Annotated in this window: 1 protein-coding gene; it reads left to right on the top strand. The window is 68.2% G+C overall.

Going from position 1 to position 1,375, the window contains the following annotated elements:
- Nucleotides 1–76 precede the first annotated feature (76 nt).
- A complete protein-coding gene (locus B5D80_RS32655; RefSeq protein ID WP_088647763.1) occupies nt 77–1,339 on the top strand; it encodes an ISL3 family transposase in 1,263 nt (420 codons plus the stop codon).
- The last annotated feature ends 36 nt before the right edge of the window (nt 1,340–1,375 follow it).

Below are 1,375 nucleotides of genomic sequence, written 5' to 3'. Positions count from 1 at the left end.
GGTGACGGCGCATGCCGTTGTTCCGTTGGAGTTTTCGACCTGCGAAAGTACGAGAACTCGGTGACGGAGCAACGGCATGCGTTCTGCCAGGGTATGGGCTGGTGTGCTCGGGGTCGAGCAGGCGGTGGTCGAGGATGTCGAGTTCGACGCTGCCGGGTCGTTGTTGGTGGTGAGGGTGCGGGTGCGTAAGGGCGCCCGGCAGCGGTGTCCTCATTGCGGGCGGCGGTGTCCGCGCTATGACGCTGGGGTGCGGCGGCGGTGGCGGGCGTTGGATCTGGGTGTGGTGCGCGCGGAGGTCGAGGCGGACGCGCCGAGGGTGTCGTGTCCGGTACATCATGTGGTGGTCGCGGCGGTGCCGTGGGCTCGGCATGGGGCGGGGCACACGCGGGCGTTCGATGCGACGGTGGCGTGGTTGGCGGTGCATACGGCGAAGTCGGCGGTGTCGCAGTTGATGCGGGTGGGCTGGCGCACCGTCGGGGCTATCGTGGCCCGGGTATGGGCCGACACCGGTGGCATCGAGGACCGGTATGACGGGTTGCGTCGTATCGGTATCGACGAGGTCAGCTACAAGAAGGGCCACCGGTATCTGACGGTGGTCGTCGACCACGACACCGGCCGGCTGGTCTGGGCCGCGCCGGGCAAGAGCGCCGCCACGTTGCAGGCGTTCTTCGACCTCCTCGGCCCGGATCGGGCTGCGAAGATCACGCACGTGTCCGCCGACGGCGCGGATTGGATCACCACGGTCGTGCGTCGCCGGTGCCCGAACGCGGTCCGCTGCGCCGATGCGTTCCACGTTGTGGCGTGGGCCACCGACGCCGTGGATCGGGTTCGCCGCCAGGCCTGGAACGAGGCCACCGGTCGAGGGGCAGGTCGTCGCGGCGTCGCCGTCGGCACCGCCCGGCAGTTGAAGAACACCCGCTGGGCGTTGTGGAAGAACCCGGAGAACCTCACCGACGCTCAGCAGGCCAAACTCGCCTGGATCGCCAAGACTCACCCCCGACTGCACCGGGCCTGGGCGTTGAAGGAAGGGCTACGACTGGTGTTCACCCTGGCCAAGACCAGCCCGGCAGCAGCGGTCGAAGCCCTCGACCGATGGATCGGGTGGGCACGCCGCAGCCGCATCGACATCTTCGTCGACCTCCAACGCCGCGTGGTGCGTCACCGCGACGCGATCCTCGCGTCCATCGCACACGGCCTGTCCAACGGCCGCATCGAATCCGTCAACGCCAAGATCCGCCTGATCACCCGGATGGCCTTCGGCTTCCACTCACCCGACGCCCTCATCGCCCTGGCCATGCTCAGCCTCGGCGGCCACCGACCCCAACTCCCCAGAAAATGATCACCAGCGACCCACACACCCAACACAAGACCCATA

Origin of the sequence: Micromonospora wenchangensis, assembly GCF_002210435.1 — a bacterium.
Classification (GTDB): domain Bacteria; phylum Actinomycetota; class Actinomycetes; order Mycobacteriales; family Micromonosporaceae; genus Micromonospora; species Micromonospora wenchangensis.
Note: the sequence above shows the minus strand (reverse complement) of the source record. Positions and strands in the feature narration are given on the sequence as shown.

Bases quoted from the DNA above. Each gene is read 5' to 3' on its own strand.
- B5D80_RS32655 (WP_088647763.1), top strand. From the start codon at position 77: ATGCGTTCTGCCAGGGTATGGGCTGGTGTGCTCGGGGTCGAGCAGGCG.